This is a genomic window from Georgenia halophila (genome assembly GCF_039541595.1).
The window spans coordinates 57,896-81,920 of the sequence record NZ_BAABGN010000001.1 but is presented as its reverse complement, the minus strand read 5'-3'; the positions used below and the strand labels follow the sequence as shown (position 1 = coordinate 81,920).

At 70.5% G+C, this 24,025-nt stretch carries 22 protein-coding genes; 10 read left to right on the top strand and 12 right to left on the bottom strand.

Annotated features, from left to right (window positions below; genetic code table 11):
- The first annotated feature begins 7 nt into the window (after positions 1-7).
- The 3 genes from ABD907_RS00375 to ABD907_RS00365 all read left to right on the top strand — a co-directional run bounded on the left by ABD907_RS00375 (position 8) and on the right by ABD907_RS00365 (position 3,271).
- Positions 8-574: a nuclease gene (locus ABD907_RS00375; protein WP_345214501.1), complete on the top strand. Its 567-nt coding sequence runs from the start codon at positions 8-10 to the stop codon at positions 572-574.
- Between the two features lie 3 nt (positions 575-577).
- The gene (locus tag ABD907_RS00370; protein ID WP_345214500.1) at positions 578-2,179 is read left to right on the top strand and encodes an amidohydrolase; all 1,602 of its coding nucleotides are present in this window, start codon (positions 578-580) and stop codon (positions 2,177-2,179) included.
- Between the two features lie 273 nt (positions 2,180-2,452).
- Positions 2,453-3,271, top strand: a complete 819-nt coding sequence (locus ABD907_RS00365; protein WP_345214499.1) for an MBL fold metallo-hydrolase — start codon at positions 2,453-2,455, stop codon at positions 3,269-3,271.
- 101 nt (positions 3,272-3,372) lie between these two features.
- Here ABD907_RS00365 and ligM read toward each other — a convergent pair whose 3' ends face one another.
- The 3 genes from ligM to ABD907_RS00350 form a co-directional block, all read right to left on the bottom strand.
- Positions 3,373-4,785 carry a vanillate/3-O-methylgallate O-demethylase gene (gene ligM, locus ABD907_RS00360; RefSeq protein ID WP_345214498.1) on the bottom strand — a complete coding sequence of 471 codons (1,413 nt, stop codon included), beginning with the start codon at positions 4,783-4,785 and terminating at the stop codon, positions 3,373-3,375.
- An 86-nt stretch (positions 4,786-4,871) separates the two neighbouring features.
- Positions 4,872-5,738 carry a methylenetetrahydrofolate reductase gene (locus ABD907_RS00355; protein ID WP_345214497.1) on the bottom strand — a complete coding sequence of 289 codons (867 nt, stop codon included), beginning with the start codon at positions 5,736-5,738 and terminating at the stop codon, positions 4,872-4,874.
- Between the two features lie 45 nt (positions 5,739-5,783).
- Positions 5,784-7,154, bottom strand: a complete 1,371-nt coding sequence (locus ABD907_RS00350; protein WP_345214496.1) for an aminomethyl transferase family protein — start codon at positions 7,152-7,154, stop codon at positions 5,784-5,786.
- A gap of 246 nt (positions 7,155-7,400) precedes the next feature.
- Between ABD907_RS00350 and ABD907_RS00345 the strand changes: the two genes are divergently transcribed.
- From ABD907_RS00345 to ABD907_RS00330, 4 genes are read left to right on the top strand one after another with little or no spacing between them, the layout of a single operon-like run.
- Positions 7,401-8,132 (top strand): PIG-L deacetylase family protein, encoded by a 732-nt coding sequence (locus ABD907_RS00345; protein ID WP_345214495.1) that lies wholly within the window; start codon positions 7,401-7,403, stop codon positions 8,130-8,132.
- Between the two features lie 13 nt (positions 8,133-8,145).
- Positions 8,146-8,889 (top strand): 4-carboxy-4-hydroxy-2-oxoadipate aldolase/oxaloacetate decarboxylase, encoded by a 744-nt coding sequence (locus tag ABD907_RS00340; RefSeq protein ID WP_345214494.1) that lies wholly within the window; start codon positions 8,146-8,148, stop codon positions 8,887-8,889.
- Complete coding sequence (locus tag ABD907_RS00335; protein WP_345214493.1) at positions 8,882-9,991, top strand: 4-oxalomesaconate tautomerase; 1,110 nt, start codon at positions 8,882-8,884, stop codon at positions 9,989-9,991. Before ABD907_RS00340 ends, ABD907_RS00335 begins: the two co-directional genes overlap by 8 nt.
- Positions 9,992-10,020: 29 nt before the next feature.
- Positions 10,021-10,974 (top strand): VOC family protein, encoded by a 954-nt coding sequence (locus tag ABD907_RS00330; RefSeq protein WP_345214492.1) that lies wholly within the window; start codon positions 10,021-10,023, stop codon positions 10,972-10,974.
- Between the two features lie 152 nt (positions 10,975-11,126).
- Here ABD907_RS00330 and ABD907_RS00325 read toward each other — a convergent pair whose 3' ends face one another.
- A complete protein-coding gene (locus tag ABD907_RS00325) occupies positions 11,127-11,795 on the bottom strand; it encodes a GntR family transcriptional regulator (protein WP_345214491.1) in 669 nt (222 codons plus the stop codon).
- A 181-nt stretch (positions 11,796-11,976) separates the two neighbouring features.
- Between ABD907_RS00325 and ABD907_RS00320 the strand changes: the two genes are divergently transcribed.
- On the top strand, positions 11,977-12,801 hold the full coding sequence (locus ABD907_RS00320; RefSeq protein WP_345214490.1) for an NAD(P)-dependent oxidoreductase: 825 nt from the start codon (positions 11,977-11,979) through the stop codon (positions 12,799-12,801).
- 141 nt (positions 12,802-12,942) lie between these two features.
- On the opposite strand, the gene ABD907_RS00315 is transcribed toward ABD907_RS00320, so the two are convergent.
- Entirely contained in the window at positions 12,943-14,298 is a 1,356-nt protein-coding gene (locus ABD907_RS00315) for an aminomethyl transferase family protein (protein ID WP_345214489.1), read from the bottom strand.
- Between the two features lie 158 nt (positions 14,299-14,456).
- Between ABD907_RS00315 and ABD907_RS00310 the strand changes: the two genes are divergently transcribed.
- On the top strand, positions 14,457-15,329 hold the full coding sequence (locus tag ABD907_RS00310) for an IclR family transcriptional regulator (protein WP_345214488.1): 873 nt from the start codon (positions 14,457-14,459) through the stop codon (positions 15,327-15,329).
- Positions 15,330-15,338: 9 nt separating this feature from the next.
- On the opposite strand, the gene ABD907_RS00305 is transcribed toward ABD907_RS00310, so the two are convergent.
- The 6 genes from ABD907_RS00305 to ABD907_RS00280 are packed head-to-tail and all read right to left on the bottom strand — an operon-like array spanning position 15,339 to position 21,608.
- The gene (locus ABD907_RS00305) at positions 15,339-16,814 is read right to left on the bottom strand and encodes an aldehyde dehydrogenase family protein (RefSeq protein ID WP_345214487.1); all 1,476 of its coding nucleotides are present in this window, start codon (positions 16,812-16,814) and stop codon (positions 15,339-15,341) included.
- 59 nt (positions 16,815-16,873) lie between these two features.
- Positions 16,874-18,139, bottom strand: coding sequence for an ABC transporter substrate-binding protein (locus ABD907_RS00300; RefSeq protein WP_345214486.1), 1,266 nt, complete (start codon positions 18,137-18,139; stop codon positions 16,874-16,876).
- Positions 18,136-19,245, bottom strand: coding sequence for a branched-chain amino acid ABC transporter permease (locus tag ABD907_RS00295; RefSeq protein ID WP_345214485.1), 1,110 nt, complete (start codon positions 19,243-19,245; stop codon positions 18,136-18,138). The genes ABD907_RS00300 and ABD907_RS00295 overlap by 4 nt, the downstream gene beginning before the upstream one ends.
- The gene (locus tag ABD907_RS00290) at positions 19,242-20,126 is read right to left on the bottom strand and encodes a branched-chain amino acid ABC transporter permease (RefSeq protein ID WP_345214484.1); all 885 of its coding nucleotides are present in this window, start codon (positions 20,124-20,126) and stop codon (positions 19,242-19,244) included. Before ABD907_RS00290 ends, ABD907_RS00295 begins: the two co-directional genes overlap by 4 nt.
- A gap of 1 nt (position 20,127) precedes the next feature.
- Complete coding sequence (locus tag ABD907_RS00285) at positions 20,128-20,844, bottom strand: ABC transporter ATP-binding protein (RefSeq protein WP_345214483.1); 717 nt, start codon at positions 20,842-20,844, stop codon at positions 20,128-20,130.
- Positions 20,841-21,608: an ABC transporter ATP-binding protein gene (locus ABD907_RS00280; protein ID WP_345214482.1), complete on the bottom strand. Its 768-nt coding sequence runs from the start codon at positions 21,606-21,608 to the stop codon at positions 20,841-20,843. The genes ABD907_RS00285 and ABD907_RS00280 overlap by 4 nt, the downstream gene beginning before the upstream one ends.
- Before the next feature lie 418 nt (positions 21,609-22,026).
- Here ABD907_RS00280 and purU point away from each other — a divergent pair, with 418 nt between their 5' ends.
- The gene (purU, locus tag ABD907_RS00275) at positions 22,027-22,860 is read left to right on the top strand and encodes a formyltetrahydrofolate deformylase (RefSeq protein ID WP_345214756.1); all 834 of its coding nucleotides are present in this window, start codon (positions 22,027-22,029) and stop codon (positions 22,858-22,860) included.
- A 39-nt stretch (positions 22,861-22,899) separates the two neighbouring features.
- On the opposite strand, the gene ABD907_RS00270 is transcribed toward purU, so the two are convergent.
- Positions 22,900-23,931 (bottom strand): cation diffusion facilitator family transporter, encoded by a 1,032-nt coding sequence (locus tag ABD907_RS00270; protein WP_345214481.1) that lies wholly within the window; start codon positions 23,929-23,931, stop codon positions 22,900-22,902.
- Positions 23,932-24,025 lie beyond the last annotated feature (94 nt).

Below are 24,025 nucleotides of genomic sequence, written 5' to 3'. Positions count from 1 at the left end.
TGCCCGCATGCCAGACGCTCCCAGCACATACCTCCTCGTCGACGGCGAGAACATCGATGCCACTCTCGGAATGAGCGTCCTCGGCCGCCGCCCTGCGCCGGAGGAGCGCCCACGGTGGGACCGCGTGCGGCACTTCGCCGCCGACGTCTGGGACGCCGACGCCCGCGGGCTGTTCTTCCTCAACGCCACGAGCGGCCAGATGCCGATGAGCTTCGTGCAGGCGCTGCTGGCCATGGACTTCAACCCCATCCCGCTGGCGGGCACGGCCCACGAGAAGGTCGTGGACATCGGCATCCAGCGCACGATGCAGGCGATCCTCGACAAGGGCGACGGCGACGTGCTCCTCGCCTCGCACGACGGCGACTACATCACCCAGGTGGAGGGACTTCTCACGGCCGGCCACAAGGTCGGCGTGCTCTGCTTCCGGGAGTTCCTCAACGCCGACATGGCCGCGCTGACCGAGCGCGGCCTGCGGGTCTACGACCTCGAGGACGACCTGGCCGCCTTCACCTCGGTGCTGCCTCGCGTGCGGATCATCCCGCTCGAGGCCTTCGACCCGACCCGCTACCTCTGAGCCGTGCCCAGGCGGGTCCCCGAGCCGCTCACCGGCTCGTTGTTGCTGCGGCGTGCCCGCCTGGTCCCGTTGGGTGGCTCCGGGCCCGCTGCGGGGGCGTCGACCGAGATTTCGGCCGATCCGGTGGATCTGCGGATCACCGACGGCGCCGTCATCGCCGTCGCACCGCGACTGGATCGCCGGCCGGGCGAGGACGAGCTCGATGCGGCCGGCCGCTGGGCGATCCCCGGCCTGTGGGACCACCACGTCCACTTCACACAGGCGGCGCAGACCTTTGACCGGCTGGACCTGACGTCGGCCCGCTCGGCCGCGGATGCGCTGGCGATGCTGCGCGCCTACCTCGCCGGCCCCGACTCGCCGGAGCCCCGGGTGCCGGCCGTCGGGTTCGGGTTCTTCCACGCCGCGTGGCCCGACGAACCGACGCTCACGGCGCTGGACGAGGTGGCCGCCGGCCGGGCGGTGGTCCTCGCGTCGAACGACGTGCACAGCGGCTGGCTGTCCACGCTTGCCCGTGAGCTGCTGGGCCTGCCGCTGCCCGAGGACGACGACGGACTGGTCAGGGAGGGCCCGTGGTTCGAGGCCCTCGCGCGGCTGGCCGAGGTGCCCGGGATCCGGCCGACGGCCGGCTACCGCAAGGCGCAGACGACGGCGGCCGCGCGCGGCGTCGTCGGGATCACCGAGATGGAGTGGGCGGACAACCGGACCGACTGGCCCGGCCGGGTCGCTGACGGGATCGACCTGCTGCGCGTGCGGACCGCGGCCTATCCGGACGACCTGGACGCCGTGCTCGCCGCCGGCCTGCGTACCGGCGACCCGCTGGCCGGCGGGCGCGGCCTGCTGCGCATGGGGCCGCTGAAGACCATCTCCGACGGCTCGCTCAACACCGCCACCGCCCACACCTCGACGGCGTACCCGGAGCCGCTGGATCCGGCGCATCTGCACGGCGTGCAGAACGTCGCGCCGAACGAGCTCGCCGGCCTGGTGCGCAAGGCCCACGCCGGCGGGCTCGAGGTCGCCGTCCACGCGATCGGCGACGCCGCCGCCGGGATCGCGCTCGACGCCGTGGGTGCCGCCGGGGCGCGCGGTTCGATCGAGCACGCCCAGCTCCTCGCCGCGGGCCAGCCGGAGCGGATGGCGGCGCTCGGGGTGCGGGCGAGCGTCCAGCCGGCACACCTCCTCGACGACCGCGACCTCACCGAGGAGTGCTGGCCCGGACGCGCCGCCGAGTCGTTCCCGCTGCGCACGCTGCTCGACGCCGGCGTCCGGGTCGTCTTCGGCTCCGACGCGCCGGTCGCGCGGCTGCACCCGTGGCTCACGATGGCGGCGGCCGTGCACCGCAGCGGTGACGACCGCGCGCCGTGGCACCCGGAGCAGCAGCTCACGGCCGCCGAGGCGCTCGCCGCCTCGACCGACGGCCAGGGCACCTTGGGGGTCGGCTCACGCGGCGACGTCGTCCTGCTCGATGCCGACCCGTTCGCCGGTGCCCCGGCGTTCAGGGCATACCCGGCGGACCCGGCGGACACGGCCGCCGTCGCGGCGCGGCTGCGGGACATGCCGGTGGCCGCCACGATCCTCGCCGGCCGGCCCACGCACCTGTCGCTGTAGGCGGAACGGCACGCGCGCGCCGCGTTGGACTCCACGTGAGCGAGGGCTACTCCAAAACACCCAGGGCGACAGTTGTACCTGTAGCCCGCGGCGTTTGGAGTAGCCCTCGCAGCTCTGGTGCCGCACGGAACCGCTCGAGCCACCGGGTCGGTACCGTGACCCCGTGGGCACGCGCCGATTCCTCCAGGTCGATGGCGGGATCTGGGTGGCCGGTGAGACGGTCACGAACGTGCAGGGCTCGATCGGCCTCGACGCCACGACGGAGGACGGACGATGACGGACCTGTGGATCTGCTCGACCTGCGCGGTCGAGCACGAGGGGCGCCCGGACGTGTGCGCGATCTGCGCCGACGACCGCCAGTACCTGCCGGCCGAGGGGCAGCAGTGGACCACCCTCGAGGAGCAGCAGGCCGACGGCGCGCGCGTGGAGGTCGTCGAGCTCGAGCCGGATCTCTTCGGTGTCCGGAGCGAGCCGGGGCTGGGCATCGGACAGCTGAGCAAGCTCGTGCGCACGCCGTCGGGCAACGTGCTCTGGGACCCGATCGGCTACCTCGACGACCAAGCCGTCGGCGCCGTTCGAGAGCTGGGTGAGGTGGTGGCGATCGCGGCGAGCCACCCGCACATGTTCGGCGTGCAGGTGGAGTGGAGCCGGGCGCTCGGCGGGCCACCGGTGCTGGTGGCGGAGCAGGACCTGGAGTGGGTGGCTCGGCAGGACCCGGTGATCAAGCCCTGGACCGGCACGCTCGAGCCGGTGCCCGGGGTGACCCTCAGCCAGCCGGGTGGGCACTTCCCGGGCAGCGCGGTGGTGCACTGGGCGGCCGGCGCGCAGGGGCGCGGCGTGCTGCTGGCCAGCGACACGATCTTCCCGAACCCGGACAGGGCCACGGTGAGCTTCATGCGCAGCTACCCGAACCGGATCCCGCTGTCCGCGGCCGTGGTGGAACGGATCGCGGAGCACGTCGAGCGGTACGCGTTCGACCGCATCTACGGCAACTTCGCCAACGTCGTCCCCACGGACGCCCGAGCCGCCGTGCGCCGCTCGGCCGACCGCCACGCTGCCTGGGTCCGCGGCGACTACGACCACCTGACGTAGGCCCGAGCGAGGGCTACTCCCGACACCCCGGGGCCACTGCTGCAACAGTGGCCTTCGGCGTCAGGAGTAGCCCTCGCTGATCGGGCCGCGCGCCGGAGGCGTCAGCTGGCCGCCTGGGAGCGCCAGCCGCCACCCTCGCGGTACTCGGTGCGTGCCGTCACCGCGTACGGGACCGGACTGACGACGACCCGGACTTCCTTCTGCTTGTGCGGCTGGACCGTGGTCTTCTCCGACCCGCCGTTCGGCTCGCCCCAGGTCAGGGTGAGCTCGGTGCCGACCTCGACGTCGGGGTCGACCGTGCCGAGGGAGAGGCCGCGGCGCTCGTTGGCGCTGTAGCCGGTGAACATCGACAGGCCCACCAGCTTGCCGGCGGCGTCCTTGACCTCGTCGAAGTTCGACGAGCCGTAGTTCGCGTTCGGCAGGTTGAAGAACTGGTAGCCCGGCCCCTCGGTGTCCAGCAGCGAGGTCATGATGTCGGCCAGGTCGTCCTTGTTCCAGGCGAAGGTGACCTTCTTGCGCTGGGCGTCCGCGTCGACCTTCTCGAGGGCGTCGCGGCCGATGAAGTCGTGGTCGAACTTGACGAAGGAGCCGTAGCCGAGCTCCCACGGGTTGGTGTAGTAGTCCTCGATGTCGTCCGAGACGTAGCTGCCGGCGAGGGCGTTGGTCGCCTCGTAGCTGCCGGCGCCCAGCCACTCGCGGTACGGACGCATCTCCTCACCGGTGTAGATGGCGGGAAGCGGCGAGGGGATCCACCCCGACTCGAGGGTGTTCGAGGAGTAGGCGCGGGAGCCGACCGGCTCGATGCCGAACTCCTGGCCCTGCTCGAGGATCGTCTCGCGGATCTTGTCGTAGCTGTCGTACGGGCCCCACAGCTCCAGACCGGGCGCACCGGCCATGCCGTGGCGCAGGGTCCGCACCGTCTGGCCACCGACGTTCATCTCACCCATGCGGAAGAACTTGAGCTTGTCCACCGGCCCACCGTTGACCTTCTCGATGACGTCCCAGGCGTTCGGGCCCTGGATCTGGAACCGCCAGTAGTCGCGGGTGACGAGCTTGCCGTTCGGCCGCGACGGGGACCGGTCGTCCTTCTTGATGTCGACGTTGTAGCCGCCGGTCTCGCCGTGGAACATGAGCCAGTTCGCGGCCGGTGCGCGGCCGACGAACACGAACTCCTCCTCCGCCTCGTGGAAGAGGATCCCGTCGCCGATGACGTTGCCCGCGGGCGTGGTCGGGACGTACTGCTTGGCGAGGTTCACCGGGAAGTTCTCGACCGAGTTGATCGCGGTGTCCGAGATGAGCTTCAGCGCGTCGGGGCCCTTGATGAACAGGTTGACCATGTGGTGCGACTGGTCGAACAGCACGGCGGTCTCGCGCCAGGCCTTCTGCTCGCGCTGCCAGTTCGTGAACTCGGCGGCGACCACCGGGTAGATGTAGGCGCCGATCTGCGAGTTGCGCAGCAGCTCGACGGTGTTGCCGGATGCGTCGAGGACGTCCTGCAAATTCTTCGCGGTCATCTCTTCCTTACCTCTCGTGGCCGTCAGTGGCCGTTTGTCGGTGGTCCTGATCTGCGGAGCGCTGGTGGCCCCGTTCCGAGGGCGGTCTAGCCCGCGTACTTGTCGAGCATGCGCTTGCGCCACGTCTCCGTCTTCTCGAGCTCGTTGAAGGTGAAGACGTGGAGCCCGGCGATGTTGTGGTCGGCGGCGCCGACCTGCGGAGCCAGCCCCTTGATGATCTTGTCGGGGCTGTAGCCGCCGGGTGTGAGGAAGCGCCAGAACATGCTCTGCTGCTTCTTGAGGAACCGGGCGGAGGCGCCGAGGCCGATGCCGGCGGAGATTCGTAGCAGCTTCTCGCGGCTCACCTCGCCGGGGATGCCCACCCAGACCGGGGCGTTCATCCCGCCGGACTTGAGCCCCCGCGCCCACGTGAGGATCGCCTTGGGGTCGAAGCACATCTGCGTGGCGACGTACGTGGCGACCTTGGCCTTCTCACGCATGTCCGCGTCGAGCCGGTCGTCGGAGACGTCGGCGTGCCCCTCCGGGTAGCCGGTGATGCCGACGTCGGTGAACGGATGGTCCAGCTCCTCGAGCGCGCGGATCAGCTGCGGCGAACCGGTGAACTTGCCGGCCGGCTCCGGAGCGTCACCGCCGACGACGAAGACCTCGGTGATCCCGACCTCGGTGACCTTGGCGATGATGTCGCGCAGCTCGGCCTCGTCCTTGATCATCCGCGAAGACAGGTGCGGGACGACGGCGTAGCCCTCGCCGGCGAGGTTGGTCGCGAAGTCGATCGTGCGCCAGATGCCCTTGCCCGGCGATGCCGTCACGGTGAGCTTGACGTCCTTCGGGACGTGCTCGAGCACCTTCGCGTCCACACCCTTGAACGGCAGCACCTCGTAGCGCAGCCCCTCGAAGAAGGACCTCATCGTCGGCCGGTCCGCTGTCGGATCCGCCTGTTCCGTAGAACTCATCGTCGTCTCTCCACCTCGTCTTACGGATGTCTGGTCCCGCACCTGCTACACCGCCCGGCTGTCCCTGTCGGCCCGGTAACCCGTCCTGGCGAAGTCCACGAACGGCGCCGGGGCCACCCGGGCCCGGACCGGCACCTGCACGTGCGGCTCCACCTGCGGCTTGGTGGTGTTCGGCTCCTCGCCCCACAGCACCGTCACCTCGGTCCCGACCTCGGCGTGTGCGACGTCGATGCTCGCGAGGGAGACGAAGGCCTCCTCGTTGGCGAGGTACCCGCAGTCCAGCGACATCCCGACGACGGTGTCGCCGACCAGCACCGTGTCGGCCTGGTAGAGGGCGTAGCGGGCCTTGGGCAGGTCGATGTACTTGGCCTTGTCGCCGGGGCCGAACAGGGTTCCGAAGGCGCGGGTGATGTCGTCGTCGTCCCAGACCAGGGTGACTTTGGTGCGGGCGGGGCGCTCGGCCTGCCGCTCGAGCGCCGCTCGCCCGACGAAGTCGTGGTCGAACGCGACGTGGCGCCCGTATCCCAGCTCGTAGGGGGTGAGGTAGTAGTCGGCGATGTCACCGGAGGCGAAGCTTCCGCCCAGCGAACCGGCCGACGGCGCGGGGAGCCACTCGCGGTACGCGCGCATCTCCTCGCCCCAGATGGCGGGCAGCGGGGCCGGGACCCAGCCGGACTCGAGGTTGGCCGTCGAGTACCCCTTCGCGCCCACCCGCACCAGGCCGAGGTCGGCGCCGGCGACCAGGATGGCGTCAAGCACCTGCTCTCCGTGCTCCCACGGACCGAAGAGCTCGAAGCCGGGCTGGCCGGCCATGCCGTGCCGCAGCGCGCGCACGTCCAGCCCGGCGATGCGGAAGGTGGTCATGTTGAAGAACCGGACGTCCGGCAGCGCTTCCCCGGTCAGCCGCTCGACCAGTGCGCCGGCGTCCGGTCCCTGCAGCTCGTAGCGGAACAGCTCCGGTGGCCCGGGGCGGACGATCGAGTTGCCGTCGCGCCTGGCCGTGGCGTCGTAGTCGCCCGTTTCGAGGTTGTACTGCACCCAGTCGATGATCATCGGGTGACCGACGAGATCGAAGCTGTCTTCTGCCAAGTGGAAGAGGATCGCGTCGCCGATGACGTAGCCGTCGTGGTTGACACCGACGAACTGCTTGGCCTTGTCCACCGGGAAGGACCGGAACGAGTTGACGCCGAGCTCGCTGAGGAGGCGGAGCGCTTCGGGACCGTCGAGGAAGAGGTCCGTCATGTGGTGCGACTGGTCCAGCAGGGCGACCGTCTCGCGCCAGGCGTGCTGCTCCGAACGCCAGTTGCTGTGCTCGGGCGCCACCGGGAACGTGTGCGGGGCCGCAGGCGAGTTTCTGAGCAGCGGGACCGGCCCACCGGCGCGCCCCATCGCCTCTTCCACGTTCTCAGGAGCCATGCGCCGGGACCCTCCGAACCTCGTCGTCCTCGTGGCTGTCTCGCAGCCGGTCAATCGCGAACCTACAACCGGCGGCGACCACAGGTCAACAGGATTGTCGGCAATCTTGTTGCACATCCACCGTTGTGCGACCAGCATTGCCTACACGATTGTTGACAATCATCGCGTGACGGTGGTTCGCTGATGGTCGTGGGGCGAGCGTCCGTCGAGCCCCACGTCGCCGACGACGTCGAGTCAAGGAGAGCCATGGCCACCGTTCCCGCACTCTTGGTCGTCAGTGCCCACGCCGGCGACTTCGTCTGGCGTGCAGCCGGTGCCGTCGCGGCCGCGACGGCCCGCGGCGAGCGCGCCGTCGTCGTCTGCCTGTCCTACGGCGAGCGCGGCGAGTCCGCGAAGGCATGGCGCGAGGGCAAGGGCCTGGAGGAGATCAAGGCGATGCGCCGCGACGAGGCCGAGCGGGCCGCCGCCGAGCTGGGCGCGGAGATCCGGTTCCTCGACGCCGGCGACTACCCCCTGATCGGCAGCCGGGACATCCTCGACCAGCTGGTGCGGATCTACCGCGAGGTGAACCCGACGGTCGTACTCACCCACCCGCTCGCGGACCCGTACAACGAGGACCACCCGGAGGCGGCCCGGCTTGCGCTGCAGGCACGGGTGCTCGCCCAGGCGATCGGCTACGACGCACCGGGCGAGCCGCTCGGCGCTCCCCCGGTCTTCTTCTTCGAGCCGCACCAGCCCGAGCAGTGCGACTTCAAGCCCAACGTGCTGCTCGACATCACCGACGCCTTCCCGGCCAAGCGCCGGGCGATGGAGTGCCTCGGCGCCCAGCAGCACATGTGGGACTACTACACCGACCTCGCGGTGCGTCGGGGTGTGCAGGTCAAGCGCAACGCCGGTCCCAACCTGGGATTCCCGACGAACACCAAGGGCGAGGCCTACATGCGCTACTACCCGCAGGTCACCGACGTCCTGCAGTGAGGGGCACACAGTCGTGAAGAACATCGTCGTCACCAACCCGCCGCGCACCCCGCTCGCCGAGGTCGACGAGCTGGGCGAGTTCGGCGTCGCCACCGTCCACGAGGCGATGGGGCGGACCGGCCTGCTCGGCCCGCACCTGCGACCCATCCAGTCGGACGTGCGCATGGCCGGCACCGCGGTGACCGTCCTGGCCTGGCCGGGCGACAATCTGATGATCCACGCCGCCGTCGAGCAGTGCCGCGAGGGCGACGTCCTCGTCGTCACCACGACCTCGGAGTCCCTCGACGGCGCCTTCGGCGAGCTCTTCGCGACCGCCCTGCAGCGCCGGGGCGTGCGCGGGCTGGTCACCACGACCGGTGTCCGCGACACCGCCGAGCTGCGCGAGATGAACTTCCCCGTCTGGTCGGCCGCCGTGCACGCGCAGGGCACCGTGAAGGCCACCCCGGGCGCGGTGAACGTGCCGGTCACGATCGGGCGGACGGTCGTGCACCCGGGTGACGTCATCGTCGCGGACGACGACGGCGTGCTGAGCGTGCCGCGCGCCGAGGCGGGTACGGCGATCGCGTCGTCGAAGGCCCGGATCGCCAAGGAGGAAGCCGCCAGGACCGCCTTCAGCCAGGGCGAGCTCGGCCTCGACCGGTACGGCCTGCGCGAGGTCCTCGAGCGGCTCGGCGTCACCTACGTGGACGCCAGCGAGGACGTGGCCGGCGGCAGCGACGGCACGGTCGGTGCGGCGGAGTCGGTCGACCGTGCCTGACCCCACCGTCGACGGTGTGCACTGCCTCGTCATGCGGGGCGGCACCTCCAAGGGCGCCTACTTCCTCGCCGACGACCTGCCCTCCGACGTCGCCGAGCGGGACGACCTGCTCCTGCGAGTCATGGGCAGCCCCGACCCGCGGCAGATCGACGGGATCGGCGGGGCGCACCCGCTGACCTCCAAGGTCGGCGTCGTCTCGCCGTCGCAGGACGAGCGGGCCGACGTCGACTACCTGTTCCTGCAGGTCATGGTCGAGCGCGCCGAGGTCACCGACCGGCAGAACTGCGGCAACATCCTGGCCGGCGTCGGGCCGTTCGCCGTCGAGCGTGGTCTGGTGACGCCGGGCCAGGAGACGACGTCGGTGCGCATCCGGCTGGTCAACTCCGACAGCTACGCGACGGCGACCTTCGCCACCCCGGGCGGGAAGGTGCGCTACGACGGTGACCTCGCCATCGACGGCGTCCCCGGCACGGCCGCCCCGATCCAGCTCGCGTTCGCCGACACGGCCGGCTCGGCCACCGGCGCGCTGCTGCCGACCGGGAACGTCACGGACACCCTCACCGGCGCCCTCGCCGACTCCGGCGCGGGCGTCCGCGTCACCTGCGTGGACAACGGCATGCCGTCGGTCCTCGTCGCCGCCTCGGACCTCGGCGTCGAGGGCACCGAGGAGCCCGCGGAGCTGGAGGCCGACGAGACGCTCGCCGCGCGGCTCGCCGACATCCGCCGCGAGGCCGCCGAGCTCATGGGCATGGGCGACGTCAGCCGCGCGACGGTCCCGAAGATCGTGCTGCTCTCGCCGCCGCGGCACGGCGGTGTCATCGGCACCCGCAGCTTCCTGCCGGTCAAGTGCCACACCTCGATCGGTGTGCTGGGCGCGCTGACGGTCGCCGCGGGCCTGCGCATCGACGGCGCGGTCGGGCACGACCTGGCGCAGCTGCCGCCCGAGGGCGATCCGATGCCGATCGAGCACCCCACCGGCCACCTCGACGTCACCGCCGAGATCACCGAGGTCGACGGCCGCCTCACGACCGCGTCCTCGAGCGTGCTGCGCACCGCGCGGAAGCTGCTGGACGGGTCGGTGTTCCCGCGTCCCCGCTCCTGACCCCGACCCGCCTTCAGAGAGGAAGCACCATGACGCACCACACGTCGTTCGACGTCGCGCACCTGTCGTCCGTCGAGCTGTTTACCCCCGTGTTCGAGGAGAGCCTGTGGTTCTTCCGTGATCTGCTCGCCATGCGGGTCGTCGCGGAGGAGAACGGCTCGGTGTTCCTGCGCACGTGGGACGAGTACGAGCTCTACACGATCAAGCTCACTTCGCGGGCAGAGGCCGGCGTCGGCCGCACGTGGTTCCGCGCCGCCAGCCAGGAGGCGCTCGAGCGCCGAGTGGCCGCCATCGAGGAGATGGGCCTGGGTATCGGCTGGGCCGACGGCGAGGTGGGCACCGGACCGACCTACCTGTTCAAGGACCCGGACGACCACGACCTGGCGATCTACTACGAGACCGAGCGTTACGTCGCCACCGACGACAAGCCGGCGCTGAAGAACCAGGCCTCGGCGTTTCCCGGTCGCGGCGTCAACGCCCGCCGGCTCGACCACATCAACTACCTCGCGAAGAACGTCGAGGCCAACGGCGAATTCCTCGCCGAGGGACTGGCGATGCGCGAGAGCGAGCGCATCCGGCTCGACAACGGCAAGTTCGCCGCCTGGTGGTTCCACTTCGGGCTGAAGTCCTACGACGTCGTCTACTCCGACGACTGGACCAAGCACGGCAACCGGCTGCACCACATCGCCTTCGCCCCGGACACGCGCGAGGACATCCTCAAGGCCGCCGACATCTTCCTCGAGAACGGCATCCACATCGAGTCCGGTCCGCACAAGCACACCATCAACCAGACGTTCTTCCTCTACGTCTGGGAACCGGGCGGCAACCGCATCGAGCTGGCACAGGCCGGCGCACGGCTGCTCCTCGACCCCGACCAGCCGGTGGTCGAGTGGAGCGAGGAGGAGCGGAAGAAGGGCCAGGCGTGGGGCATGAAGACCATCGAGACCTTCCACACCCACGGCACCCCGATCGTCGACTCTTGATCCACTGTCCAGCGGGCGGCGGCGGGGCGCCGCCAGGCGTCCGCTCCGCGACGGCGGTCGCTGGGCGACCTAGTCGCTCCGTGCCAGACCCAGCCAGCCTGGCGGCACTCCCGCCCCCGCCCGATTGGCGGTCGTCACGCAGCCCTCGACCGTCAGGCGGTCGCCCGGAGGGCCTCGATGACGCTGATGAGGTGGACGCGGGTGGCCTCCTCGGCCGCCGCGGGATCGCGCGCCACGATCGCGTCGATGATCGCGGCGTGCTCCGGCGCGGACTTCGCGGCCCGCGCCGGCTGGAACGACAGTCGGAACTGGTGCCGGACGCTCTGCGCATGGAGCCGGGAGAGCACGTCGGCGGCGACGCCGTGCCGGCTCACCTCACGGACGCGCTCGTCGAGGCGCCTGTTGTACTCGGAGTAGCCCATGAGGTTGCCGCTCTCCACGGAGTCGACCAGATCCTGCCGGAGCTGGCGGAACTCGGTGATCTCCTCGTCGGTGATCCGCTCGGCGGCCTTGGCGGCGCACAAACCCTCGACGCCGATGCGCACCTCGAGGACCTCGATGGCCTCCTCGAGGCTGATCGCCCGGACGCGCGAGCCCCGGTGCGGCATGCGGTCCACGAGGCCCTCGCCGGCCAGCTCGAGCAGGGCGGTGCGCACCGCGGCGCGGCTGGCGCCGTAGGTGCTCGACAGGTCGGTCTCGATGAGCCGCTGGTGGGGAGCGAACTCGCCGCTGATGATGGCCTCGCGGATGGCTCTCGCCAGGCTGCCGGTGCCGGCCGGCACCGCGCCGTCGCCTGCTTCGTCCGTCGCTCCAGCGGTCATGGATCCCCCAGCTGTGTTGATCGCCGTCGCCGTTGTCCGGCTTTCGGGCGACAATACATCGGGACAATTTTGTTGACAATCATGCGCGCGGGAGTGTGCGCGAAGCGCGCAGACGTCGCGACCCAGGGTCCGGAAAGCGCACGAGTGTGCGCTTCCGGGCGGTCACCGGAAGCGAGGAACGATGCACGTCGCTGTGCTCGGACTGGGTGAGGCCGGCCGCGCCTACGCCCGCGACCTGCTCGCGGCCGGCGTCACGGTCAGTGCCTACGACCCCGACGCCGAGGCGGTCGCCAACGCCATCGAGTCCGCTCCCGGGCTGCTGCTCGCCGACAGCGAGGACGCCGCCGTGGCGGACGCGGAGCTCGTGATCTCCCTGGTGACCGCGGCATGCGCGACCGGCGCCCTCGAGGCGGTGCTGCGCGGCAGGTCCGTCGATGGCCGGCTGTTCGCGGACCTCAACACGACCTCACCAGATCTCAAGGCCGCGCTCGCCGAGGCGGCGGCGGGCTCGGGCGTGGCCTTCGCCGACGTCGCCGTCATGGCACCCGTGGCCCGCGCGGGCCTGCGCACGCCGCTGCTCGTCAGCGGCGCCGGCGCCGCGCACGTGAGCGACATGCTGCGCAAGCTCGACGTGCCGGTCGAGGACGCCGGCGAGGAGGCGGGTGCGGCGGCACGGCTGAAGCTGCTGCGCAGCGTGTTCATGAAGGGCCTCGCCGGGCTCGTCCTCGAAGGTCTGACGGCGGCCGCGCGGACCGGACGGAGCGAGTCCATCGGCTGGATGCGTGACCAGATGGCGGCGGAGCTGGGGCCGGACGGGGCGGCGTTCGTCGACCATCTCGTCGAGAGCACCCTCGTCCACGCCGGGCGGCGCGCACACGAGATGGACGACGTCGCCGCCTACCTGGACACGCTCGGCACCCCGGGCTGGATGACGGCGGGCACCCGCAGCTGGCTGCACGCCCTCGCGGCCGGGGAGGTCGACGCGCCCGAGATCCCGCCGCCGTAACGCCCGCCTGCCCGCCGAACAAGCCCTGAGTGCGCATTTGGTGCACCAAACGGGCAGTACGGGCTTGTTCGGCGGCGGGGCCGGCGGGCGCGGGCCAACGGGTTCGGCGGCTAGGGCCCCAGCGGGTTCGGCCGGCGAGGGTTACGGGTTGGCGCGGTAGGTGGTCCGGGCGTACTCGTGGTACGGCGCGGGCGCGACGGTCGCGCGGATGCGGACCTGCCGGTGCCGCTCGACGATCGCCTTGTCGGAGATCGGGTCCTCGCCCCAGAGGACCACGAGCTCCTGACCGTCCTGCGCGACGTCCTCGTCCACCGAGGCCAGCGACATGTAGAGCTGGTCGTAGGTGACGTAACCGGCGTCGGTCGAGGCGCCCACGCGCCGGTCGCCGTCGAGGACGGCGTCGAACTGGTAGAGGCCGTACCGCGACTTCGGGAAGTCGATGAACTTCGCCGGCGTCCCGGGGGTGATCTGTGACTTCACGGCCTCGGCGACGTCGTCGGCGTTCCAGATGAGTGTGACCTTGCGCTTCTGCGGCGCCTCGGCGATCTTCTGGAGCGCCTCTTTGCCGATGAAGTCGTGGTCGAACTTCACGGACCGCCCGAGGCCGAGGTCGTAGGGCGTGAGGTAGTAGTCCTCGACGTTCTCGGAGTACAGCGATCCGGCGAGGTTTCCGGCACGCGCCAGCGGCAGCCACTCGCGGTACTCGCGGAACTCCTCGCCGAAGATCGCCGGGAACGGCGTGGGGACCCAGCCCGACTCGAGCGGGGTGCTCGAGTAGCCCTTCGCGCCGACGGGCAGGATCCCGAACTCCCGGCCCGCCTCGAGGATCGCGTCGCGGACGCGCTCGCCCTCGGCGTAGGGGCCGAAGAACTCGAACCCGGGCTCGCCCGCCATGCCGTGCCGCAGGCCCCGGACCGTCGTGCCGGCGAAGGAGAAGTCGTGGATGTGGAAGAACTTCACGGCGGGCACCGGCTCACCGGTGAGCTTCTCGACCACCTCGTTCGCCCGTGGCCCCTGCAGCTGGTAGCGGTAGAGGACCGGGTCGCCCTCGCGAACGTTGGAGTTGCCGTCGAGGTGGGTCCAGATGTCGAGGCCCTCGCGCTCGATGTTGTACCGCACCCAGTCGGAGATGAGGTGGTGCCCGACGAGATCCAGGCGGTCGCCGAGATGGAAGAGGATGCCGTCGCCGATGACGTAGCCGTCGTGGTTCACCGCGACGAGCTGCTTGGCGATGCCGGGCCGGAAGTTGGCGAAGCTGTTCGCGCCGATACGGCCCAGCAGCTCGATCAGCCCGTCGTCGGCCGCCATGAAGTAGTCCGTCATGTGGTGCGACTGGTCGAGCAGCGCGACCGTCTCGCGCCACGCGCGCTGCTCGCTGCGCCAGTTGGTGAACTCGGGCGCGATCGGGAACGTGAATGCGGGGTAGTCGATGTTGCGCAGCAGCTCGACGGGGTTGCCGACCCGTGCGATCGCCTGCTCCAGGCTCTCCGAGCCCATGATTGACCTCCTTGTCGCGGACCAGCGTTGCCATCGGCCGCCCCCCGGACCGACGGGATTCAGCCTACGGTCCGGCGGGCAGGCACGACTTCCGCGCTTCCTCTCATACGAATAGCATCCGGGACGAGTGAGATCCCGGTTCCGGTGGAGGTGGGTGCGTGGCACGGTCGTCCTCGGGCGTCTCGGCCCTCAGCCGGGCGCTGGCGGTGCTCGACGTGTTCGGCGTCGACACCCCGTACCTCACGCTGACGGAGATCTCGCGGCGCGCGGAGCTTCCGCTGTCGTCGGCGCACGGCATCGTCCAGGAGCTCGCCTCGCACGGGCTGCTCGAGCGCATGGAGGACCGCAGCTACCGGCTCGGGAACCGGGTCTGGGAGCTCGGCACGCGCACGCCCGGTGCGCTGGGTCTGCGCGAAATCGCGCTGCCGCACCTGCAGGCGCTGCACGCACAGGTGCGCCAGCACGCCCAGCTCATGGTGCGGATCGACCTCGACGTCCTGGTGATCGAGCGGCTCTCCGCGCGCGACGCCGTCGTCAGCGCGACCATCGTGGGCGGCCGGATCCCGCTGCAGCACTCCTCGTGCGGTCTCGTCCTGCTGGCCGACGCCGGCGAGGAGGCCGTCGAGGCCGTGCTGAGGCGCGGGCTGCAGCCGCCCACCTCGGCGGCCATCCAGGACGGATCCGAGCTGCGCGCGGCGATCGAGCGCACCCGGAGGCTCGGGTACGCCGTGGCGAGCGGCTTCATCTACGCCGGTTCGCGCGGCATCGCCGTACCGGTGCGCGGCAGCGAGGACGTGGTGGTGGGCGCCGTCGGCCTGGTGGTGCCGAACGACGACGCACCGGTGAGCGGGCACGTCGCGCTCCTGCGCCGCAGCGCGGACGCGATCTCGGAGTCGCTGCGCCGCAGCTACCTTCCGCCGGGCCACCCACGTGCGCTGCCCGGCGGGAGCTACCGGCGGATGGTCAACTCGTCCGAGAGCTCGATGGCGTACCTGCAGCGGCGCCGCCCGGCGAAGGAGCGACGCCGCTGAGGTCTGCGGCTACAGCTGCAGGTGACCGATGGAGCGGGTGTCCTGGAAGTCCCGGATCCCCTCGATACCCTGCTCACGGCCCATGCCGCTGCCCTTCATCCCGCCGAACGGCGCCCGCAGGTCCAGCCGCGTGGCGCCGTGGTCGTTGACGAACACGAAGCCGCAGACCAGCTGGCCGCCCACGCGGTCCGCACGCGCGGGATCCCCGGTCCAGACCGACGCGCACAGCCCGCCCCAGGTGTTGTTGGCCGCGGCGACGGCCTCCTCCTCGGTCTCGAAGGGGATGATCGGGACGGTCGGGCCGAACTGCTCCTCGGTGACGACCCGCAGGTCGGGTGACGGGTCGAGTACCAGGGACGGACGCAGGAAGTTGCCGTCCGGGTACCTCGCCGGCAGCTCGCCGAACTCCCGCACCTCGGCCCCACTGTCGCGGGCCTCGCTGACGAGGTCCTGGACGAACTGTTTCTGCGACGCGGCGTGCAGCGGGCCCATGGTAGTGCCGTCCTCGAGAGCATGACCGAGCACGGTCTTCTCGAGCCGTGCCGCGAGACCCTGGACGACCTCGTCGTAGCGCTGGCGCTGGACGTAGATCCGCTTCGCGTTCATGCAGATCTGCCCGGTGCTGTCGAAGATGCCCGCGAACAGCCGGTCGAACGCGTCCTCGTCCAGGACGGCGTCGTCGAGGATGATCGCCGGGTCGTTTCCGCCGAGCTCGAGCGTCACCCGCGTGAGCGACTTCGACGCGAGCTCCATGATCTTCGCCCCTCCCCCGACGCTACCGGTGAAGCAGACCTTCGCCACGTCCGGGCTCGCGATCAACGGCGACAGGTCGGCGTCCCGCCCGGTGATGACGTTCAGCACTCCGGGCGGCAGCTTCTCGGCGACCCGCTGGACCACGCGCGTGGTGGCGAGCGGGCAGGTCGGCGGCGGCTTGACGATCACCGTGTTGCCGGCCATCAGGGCGTGCGGCAGCGCCGCCCCGAGGATCGCCACCGGCCAGTTGAACGGCACGATGATCGTCACCACGCCGAGCGGCTGGTAGGACACCGTGGTGGTCACCGGCGGGCCGGGCAGCTCGTGGCTGGCGTCGACCTCGTCCGCCAGCGCGGCGGCCAGCTCGGTGCGGATGTTGAACACCATCAGGTCGACGGCCGCCTCGGGCAGAATCTTGCCGTTCTCCTTGGCGAGAACCTCGGCGTCCGCGTCGCGGTGCTCCTCGAGGCCCGAGATCGCCGCCAGGATCTGCTCGGCCCGCTGCTGCGGGGTCAGCGCCGACCAGGCGGGGTACGCCGTCCTGGCGGCGGCCACCGCCTCCTCGGCGTCCGCCGTGGTCGCCGCGGCGGCCTTCCCGACGACGACGCTCGGGTCGGCCGGGTCACGGATCTCGAGGTGGTCGGTGGCCTCGCGTGCGCTGCCACCGATGTAGGTGCCGGTGGTGACCGGCTCGGACTGCTGCGCCGTCTCCGGCGTCTCGTGCAAGGTCATGCTGCTCCCTTCGTCGACGAGAGCGGCGGCCGGCGCCTGCTGCGCCGGCCGCGTACCTCTCAGTAGCCCTCCGAGACGACGTACTTCTCGCCGTTGAACTCGGTGATCTCGACCTCGTTGATCGGCGGAACGCCCGGCTCGGTGGTGTTGATGGTGACACCGTCGAGGAGCATCGGCGCCTCGAGGTCCTCGATGCTGCGCGCGGCCTCCATGAAGCTGTCCCGCGTGGGCTCCTCCATCATGCTGAAGGCCTCTTCCATGGCGGCCCCGGCCGCGTAGCTCCACGCGCAGTGCGGGACGAAGGTCGTCGTGATGTCCGAGGCGTACTGCTCCATGTCCTCCTGGAACTGGATCACGTCCTCGTCCTCGGCGAACGCGGAGTCGTTCGGGTTCTTGGAGGAGGCGACCGTGTACACCGCCGGATAAGCCTCGGCGTTGCCGGGCTCGAGGGCGTCCGAGACGCTCGAGGTGTTCGACGGCAGGAAGATCCGTGGCAGCCAGCCGAGCTGCTGGGCCTGCTGCAGGGCCTGGACCACGAGGTTGTACTGCGAGTTGGCGTTGAAGAACACGTCGGCGTCGCTGCTCGCGAGGTCGGTGATCTGCGCGTCGATTGCGGTGTCGGCGGGCTCGTAGGTGGCCTCGGCGACGATCTCGACGCTGCTGCCCTCGATGCCGGCCTTCAGGCCCTCGACGTAGCCGTTGCCGTAGTCGTCGTTCTGCGCGAGCACGGCGACCGTGATGTCCTCACCGGACTCCGCCAGCATGCGGCCGAACGACTCGCCCTCGCTGACGTAGGTGGGGACGAAGCCCATCGTGTACGGGTTGGCCTCGGGGTCCTCGCTGAACGCGGTGGCGCCGGTGGTCAGGAAGACGTGCGGCACGCCCCGCTCGTTGGCCAGCGGCATCACGGCGAGGTTGGTCGGCGTGCCCAGGCTCTGGACCTGACCGAAGACGCCGTCGTCGAGCATCTGACGGAAGTTGCTCACAGCGCGGGCCGGGTCGTACGCGTCGTCGTACGCCTTGATCTCGACGGTGCGGGTCTTCCCGTCGCCGAACTCGATGCCGCCCTCGGCGTTACGGCGTTCCATGTACGCCGTGATGCCGGCGACGGTGCACGTTCCGGGACCCGCCGTCGGCCCGGAGAGGGGGCTGGAGATGCCGAACGTGATCTGGTCGTCGGTGATGCCCTGCGAGGCCTCGACCTCGCCGCCACCTCCACCACCGTCGTTACCGCCGCCTCCGTCGTCGGAGTCCCGCCCGCAGGCGGACAGCGCGACGGTCGCGGCGGCCGCGACCGCCAATGTCTTGATTGCGTTCCTTCTCATCGTTCGTGCCTCTCTGTCGTCTCGGCTGGAGGGTGTGCCGTAGTAGTAGTCGTGTCCTCCGGGGCGGCGCCGTCGTCGCTCGGTTGGCCCCCTCCGCCGTCGTCCCGGCGCCGGGAGAGCCCGCGGGCCCGGCGCGGCAGTGACACCAGGCCGCCGGGCAGGACGAAGAGGATCGCGAGGAGGATCGCACCAGAGATCATCGCCGCGCGGTTCGCGCCGACGATCTCGGACGCGACGTAGGGGACGAACACGTAGTAGACGCCGCCGAGCAGCGAGCCGACGATGCTGGCGCTGCCGCCGATGACCATCGCGGCGAGGATGTTGATCGCCGTGTGGAAGCTCAGCGTCTCGGGCGAGACGTACTGCACGGCGACGAGGTAGAGGAACCCGGCGCAGCCGCCGAACAGCGCGGAGACGGTGAACGCGAGGACCTTGTACCGGTAGGGGGAGACGCCCATCGACAGCGCGACCGACTCGTTGTCGCGCACGATCGCGAGCGCCCGACCCATCCGGCCGCGCAGGAAGTTGCGGGCCAGGAGGAAGAAGACCGCCGTGATGGCGACGACGATGTAGTAGCGCCACTGGTCGCTGGCGAGGCCGGACCACTCTGGCGGAGCGAGGAAGGAGACGCTCAGCCCGCCGGACCCGCCGGTGATCTCGTCGAACCGCCGTGCGAGCGGGATCCCGACGATCGGCAGCGTGATGGTCACCATCGCGATCGCCAGGCCGCGCAGCCGGGCGGCCGCCAACGCCACGAGCCAGCCCATGAAGGCCGGGATCACGCACGCGGCGACGAACGTGACGACGAGGTTCCAGCCGTGCGTGACGCCGTAGCCGGTCACGAACGCACCGAGCCCGAGGAACGCGGACTGTCCCAGCGAGACCTGCCCGCCGTAGCCCATGACGACGTTCAGGCCGAGCACGGCGACGGCGAAGACCGCCACCAGCGTCAGCTGGTAGACCATGTACGGGCTGAGGTTGAGCGGCGCGCCGAGGACCAGGACCGCCAGGAGGACGGCGCCGGTCACCCGCACCCAGCGCTTGCCGAGCAGGGTGTCGAGGCGCTGCCGGGTCGGGGCGGGCGAGCGCTGCGCGGTCGCGGTCATACCCTGACCACCTCCTTGCGGCCGAAGAGACCCTGGGGCCGGACGATCAGGATGAGGAACATCAGCGCCATCGGGACCGCGATCTTCAGGTCGTCACCGATGAAGGGGATGTAGCCGCCGGCGAGGTTCTCGGCGACGCCGATGACCCAGGCGGCCACCACGGCGCCGAGGGGCGAGTCGAGGCCGCCGAGGATGGCGGCGGCCAGGGCGTAGACGAGCACGAAGTCCAGCATCGACGGGCTGAGGAAGAGCTTGGGTGCCACCAGCGCGCCACCGATGGCGCCTAGGGCGGCGGCCAGGCCCCAGCCGACCATCAGGAGGCGCCCGACGGGCAGCCCGGACAGCGCCGCCGACTCACGGTTGCCGGAGACCGCGCGCAGCGCCAGGCCGAGCTTGGTCTTGAGGAACAGCAGCTGCAGCAGCAGCATCGCGACGACGATCGTGCCGACCGTGCCGAGGCTGCGGATGCCCACGCTCGCGCCGGCGATGCTGACCGAGTCGATGGGGAACAGCGAGGGGAACTGACGGGTGTTGTAGCTCCAGATCCACCCGGCGATCCCGGCGATGAGGACGAAGAGCCCGACGGTGACGACGACGGCGACGTGGTGCGAGCCGCCCTCGAACCGCCGGATGACCAGCCGTTCGACCAACGCCCCGAAGAAGAAGGACACGACGACGGCGAGGACGAGGGCGAGCGCCAACGGCATGCCGGTCTGGACGAACGTGAAGGCGATGTAGGTCGACAGGACGGCCATCGAGCCCTGCGCGAAGTTGATCAGCCCGGTGGTCCGGTTGACGATGACGATCGCGAGGGCGACGACGGCGTAGATCGAGCCGGTCGCCAGGCCGTCGACCACGAGCTGGACGAAACGCGAGCTCATCTCAGCTCCCCAGGTAGGCGCGTCGGATGTCGTCCCGGCCCATGAGCTCGTCCTTGGGGCCGGACAGGACGCTGCGCCCCGTCTCCAGCACCGTCGCGGAGTCCACCAGGGAGAACGCCAGGTTCGCGTTCTGCTCGACGACGAGCATCGACAGCGACCACTCCTGACGCAGACGGGCGACGGCGTCGTAGAGCTCTCGGGTAGTGCTCGGCGCCAGCCCGAGCGAGGCCTCGTCGAGAAGCAGCAGCCGGGGCCGCGCCATGATGCCCCGCGCGACGGCGAGCATCTGCTGCTCCCCGCCGGACAGGCCGGCGGCACTGCCCGAGATCCGCATCGCCAGGTTCGGGAAGAGGTCCAGGCAGTAGTCGATGTCGGCGGCGATCTCCGCACGGTTCTTGCGCTGGTAGGCGCCGACGAGGAGGTTCTCCTTGACGGTGAGGTGCCCGAGCGTCCCGCGACCCTCGGGGACGTGCGCGATGCCGAGCTGAGCAACCTGGTCGGGCCGCTTGCCGACGAGGCTCTCGCCGTCGAAGGTGATCTTCCCGCCCGTGCCGACCATGCCGCTGATGGCGCGCAACGTCGTCGTCTTGCCGGCGCCGTTGGCGCCGAGGATGCCGACGGCGCCGCCGTCCTCGAGGCCGAGGGAGACGCCGTAGAGGACCTGGACGTGACCGTAGGAGGCCGTCACGTCCTCGAGCTCGAGCAGGTTGGTGGTCATGCCGGTGCCCCCAGGTAGGCCTCGACGACCCGCGGGTCGTTCCGGGCCTCCTCGGCCGTGCCCTCCATGAGCTCGCGGCCCTGGTTGATGACGAAGACCCTGTCCGTGATGGCGGCGATGACTCCCATGTGGTGCTCCACGACGACGATCGTGACGTCGAAGTCCTTGCGCATGTCGCGCACCGAATCGATGAACTGCTCGACCTCTCCGTGGGACAGGCCCGCGGCGGGTTCGTCGAGCAGCAGGAGGGTGGGGCGCGACAGCATCGCCCGGCACAGCTCGATGCCCTTGTGCAGCCCGTGCGAGAGCTCGTCCGCGCGCCTCGTGGCCGCCCAGCCCAGGCCGAACCGCTCGAGCAGATCGTGCGCTTCCTGCCGGACCTCCCGCTCCGCACGGCGGGTCTTCGGCAGGCGGAGCGACCAGGACACCGGGCCGCCGGGCAGCCGCGAGTGCGCGCCGAGCAGCACGTTCTCCAGCACCGTCGCGTCGAGCTGCAGCGCCGGGTGCTGGAACGTGCGTGCCAGCCCGGCCTCGGCGAGGCGGGAGGAACGCACGGCGAGGGCGTCGACGTCGTCGAGCCGGATGGAGCCGGACGAGGGACGGTAGTGGCCGCTGATGCAGTTGAAGAGCGACGTCTTGCCGGCGCCGTTGGGGCCCACGAGGCCGAGGACCGTGCCGGGTTCGGCCTCGAGGCTGACGTCTTCGAGCACGTGGATGCCACCGAACCGGAGGCTGACATCCGTCAGCGTCAACCTAGTTGCCATGGCTGCCCGGCATACCGGCTGATACTGCGTGCGTCATTGCATCTCCTGGCCACAGTCATGGGCGGGCTCGCTGAAACGTGCGGTGAGCGGGCGTGCTCGCTGAACCGTGCGGTGAGCGTATGAGCGCGCTCACAAAGATGTCAACATTCGTGTCAACACTGTGACCTTGGCGCCCGAGACCGGGACAGCACCGTCGTCAGCATCGTCATCCTCGCGCTCCAGACCGAGACTGTCGGAAGAATTGTTGACGAAAGTGTCTGGGATTGCGACGATGTGCTGGCTCGCACTCCCGGGCCTCGGAGTGCTTCAGGCAGGTTCGGGGGTCCTTCGACGAGGAAGAGGGGAAACGGCCGTGGCGACATCGATCCGGACGACCGAGAAGAACGGCGAGAACCCGCTGGCCGACCGCGGCCGCCTCATGGTGCACGGCGAGGACCGGCCCGGGATCGTGGCCGCCGTCTCCGGTCTGCTCAGCAACCACGGCGCGAACATCGTGTCCCTCGACCAGTACTCCACGGACCACTCCGGCGGCCGCTTCTTCCAGCGCACCGAGTTCCACCTGAAGGGCTTCGCGGCCCAGCGTGAGCAGCTCGAGCAGGAGCTCGAGGAGACGCTGCGTCCCCTCGGCATGAGCTGGCGGCTCACCGAGGCCCAGCAGCTCAAGCGGGTCGCCGTCTTCGCCTCCAAGATGGACCACTGCCTGCTGGACCTGTTGTGGCGCGAGCGCCGCGGCGAGCTCGGCATGACGACGACGATGGTCGTGTCGAACCACCCCGACCTGGCCGAGGAGGTCCGCAGCTTCGGGGTGCCCTTCTTCCACGTCCCGGTGACCAAGGAGAACAAGCCCGAGGCGGAGCGCAAGCAGGTGGAGCTCGTCCGCGACAACGTCGACGTGGTCGTCCTGGCCCGCTACATGCAGATCCTCACCGGTGACTTCCTGGACAACGTCGGCGTCCCGGTCATCAACATCCATCACTCCTTCCTCCCGGCGTTCATGGGCGCGAACCCGTACCTGAAGGCGAAGGAGCGCGGCGTCAAGCTCATCGGCGCCACGGCCCACTACGTCACCGAGGACCTCGACGAGGGACCGATCATCGAGCAGGACGTCGAGCGGGTGAGCCACGCCGACACGGTCACCGACCTGGTCCGCAAGGGCGCCGACGTCGAGCGCCGGGTCCTCGCCCGGGCCGTCGGCTGGCACTGCGAGGACCGGGTCTTCCGGGACGGGAACTCCACGGTCGTCTTCGACTGACGGGCCCGCTCGCCGCCTCCGCGCGGCCGCGCGGATCAGCTAGCGGTCGGCGTCGTGGTCGGCCGCCGGCTCGTCGTCCACCTGCGGCAGCATCTTCGCCGGAAGCTCCTCGACCGGCACGACGATCATGTCGTCGATCTTCCAGTCGATGCTGATCGCCATCTCCCGCGCCTCGATGAGATCGGCGAGGCGGGGCGCGTACCCCTCGACCGGGACGACGAAGGACTCCACGTGGAAGACGTGACCCTGGTCGCGCACCCGGGAGCGGGCCTCGGCCACCCAGTCGAGCCGGCCGAGGCGGCCGTCCAGCTCATCGACGAGCGGGTGGGGCTCGGCACCGTCGAACGTCTCGGCACGGGCGTCCATGAGAGCGGCGACCGCGACGCGGATGTTGCGCACGCCGTCGTGCAGGATGCTCCCGGAGACGAAGAGGGCGGCGACGGAGTCCGCCCACCACAGGCCCACCCCGATGCCGAGCACTCCCAGCATCGCCGCGGCGGCCGTCATCCAGTCGGCTTTGTTCATGTCGGCGTCCGCGTACAGCACCCGGTCGTGGAGCTTCTTGGCGAGCGGCATCTTGGCGCGGCCGAGCAGCACCGGAGGCACGAGCGTGTAGGCCATCGCACCGATCATCAGCCAGCCGGACCAGACGACATGACCGCCGACCTCCATGAGCCCCACCGGCGGGTGCTCGCCCGCGAGCAGGCCGGAAGCCGAGTCGAACACGAGGATCGCGCCCATCACGAGGAGCGCGGTGGCCGCGACGAGGTGGCCGACGCCGACGGAACGGTGGTAGCCGTACGGGTGCTTCGGGCTCGGGCGGCGGCGCGTCGCGCGGATGGCGACCAGGAAGCTGATCGGCGGGATGAAGGACAGCATGTCCTCCGCCCACGCCGTCTTCATGGCCTGCGAGCTGCCCATCACGAGGTACACGAGGACGACGGCCGTGACGAGGAAGGCGATGGTCAGCCAGGCCAGCCGGACGGCTCGCCGCAGCGCGGCCTCCTGGTCCTCCGGCAGCTCGGTGTGCCCGAACCGGACGCCGGTCGCCTTCCCCTCCGGGCGCCTCATCGAAGCCGGCCCCGATCGAGCAGGACCCGTTCGACGAAGGAGTGCTCAGCCGTCGGGGCCCCTGTGCGGCACACGTCGAGCGCGATCGCTGCTG

Excerpts from the sequence above, each read along its gene's own strand:
- ABD907_RS00285 (WP_345214483.1), bottom strand. The coding sequence starts at position 20,844 with ATGACCACCAACCTGCTCGAGCTCGAGGACGTGACGGCCTCCTACGGT.
- ligM (WP_345214498.1), bottom strand. The coding sequence starts at position 4,785 with ATGACCGCGAAGAATTTGCAGGACGTCCTCGACGCATCCGGCAACACC.
- ABD907_RS00345 (WP_345214495.1), top strand. The coding sequence starts at position 7,401 with ATGGCCACCGTTCCCGCACTCTTGGTCGTCAGTGCCCACGCCGGCGAC.
- purU (WP_345214756.1), top strand. The coding sequence starts at position 22,027 with ATGGTGCACGGCGAGGACCGGCCCGGGATCGTGGCCGCCGTCTCCGGT.
- ABD907_RS00300 (WP_345214486.1), bottom strand. The coding sequence starts at position 18,139 with ATGAGAAGGAACGCAATCAAGACATTGGCGGTCGCGGCCGCCGCGACC.
- ABD907_RS00350 (WP_345214496.1), bottom strand. The coding sequence starts at position 7,154 with ATGGCTCCTGAGAACGTGGAAGAGGCGATGGGGCGCGCCGGTGGGCCG.
- ABD907_RS00305 (WP_345214487.1), bottom strand. The coding sequence starts at position 16,814 with ATGACCTTGCACGAGACGCCGGAGACGGCGCAGCAGTCCGAGCCGGTC.
- ABD907_RS00270 (WP_345214481.1), bottom strand. The coding sequence starts at position 23,931 with ATGAGGCGCCCGGAGGGGAAGGCGACCGGCGTCCGGTTCGGGCACACC.
- ABD907_RS00365 (WP_345214499.1), top strand. The coding sequence starts at position 2,453 with ATGACGGACCTGTGGATCTGCTCGACCTGCGCGGTCGAGCACGAGGGG.
- ABD907_RS00320 (WP_345214490.1), top strand. The coding sequence starts at position 11,977 with ATGCACGTCGCTGTGCTCGGACTGGGTGAGGCCGGCCGCGCCTACGCC.
- ABD907_RS00280 (WP_345214482.1), bottom strand. The coding sequence starts at position 21,608 with ATGGCAACTAGGTTGACGCTGACGGATGTCAGCCTCCGGTTCGGTGGC.
- ABD907_RS00330 (WP_345214492.1), top strand. The coding sequence starts at position 10,021 with ATGACGCACCACACGTCGTTCGACGTCGCGCACCTGTCGTCCGTCGAG.
- ABD907_RS00375 (WP_345214501.1), top strand. The coding sequence starts at position 8 with ATGCCAGACGCTCCCAGCACATACCTCCTCGTCGACGGCGAGAACATC.
- ABD907_RS00355 (WP_345214497.1), bottom strand. The coding sequence starts at position 5,738 with ATGAGTTCTACGGAACAGGCGGATCCGACAGCGGACCGGCCGACGATG.
- ABD907_RS00315 (WP_345214489.1), bottom strand. The coding sequence starts at position 14,298 with ATGGGCTCGGAGAGCCTGGAGCAGGCGATCGCACGGGTCGGCAACCCC.
- ABD907_RS00295 (WP_345214485.1), bottom strand. The coding sequence starts at position 19,245 with ATGACCGCGACCGCGCAGCGCTCGCCCGCCCCGACCCGGCAGCGCCTC.
- ABD907_RS00325 (WP_345214491.1), bottom strand. The coding sequence starts at position 11,795 with ATGACCGCTGGAGCGACGGACGAAGCAGGCGACGGCGCGGTGCCGGCC.
- ABD907_RS00290 (WP_345214484.1), bottom strand. The coding sequence starts at position 20,126 with ATGAGCTCGCGTTTCGTCCAGCTCGTGGTCGACGGCCTGGCGACCGGC.